The following is a 229-nucleotide window of genomic DNA, read 5'->3' on the forward strand; positions in this document are numbered from 1 at the left end:
CTGCCGAGCCAGCACCCGAACTGCATGGCGTCGGCGGGCACCGTCGGCATGTACGGCGGGCGCGGGCCGTCCGCGAGCGCGCGGAACAGGGCGATGCGGCTGTCCAGCTGGCTGGTGGCGACGGAAACGTTGCCAAACGGGACCGACTGACGGACGGCGTCGGCGTAATGGAGCAGCTCGGCCAGCGGCGCGCCGCACAGCAGGCGCACGCCCGTCCACAGCACGGCGT

At 73.4% G+C, this 229-nt stretch carries 1 protein-coding gene; it reads right to left on the bottom strand.

Features of this window, described 5'->3' with window-relative positions; all coding sequences use genetic code 11:
• The coding region (locus ACEN88_RS36470; RefSeq protein WP_413347237.1) for a hypothetical protein at positions 1–229 on the bottom strand (229 nt) is incomplete at both ends.

It is taken from the genome of Massilia sp. CT11-108 (assembly GCF_047302915.1).
GTDB lineage: Bacteria > Pseudomonadota > Gammaproteobacteria > Burkholderiales > Burkholderiaceae_D > Telluria > Telluria orientalis.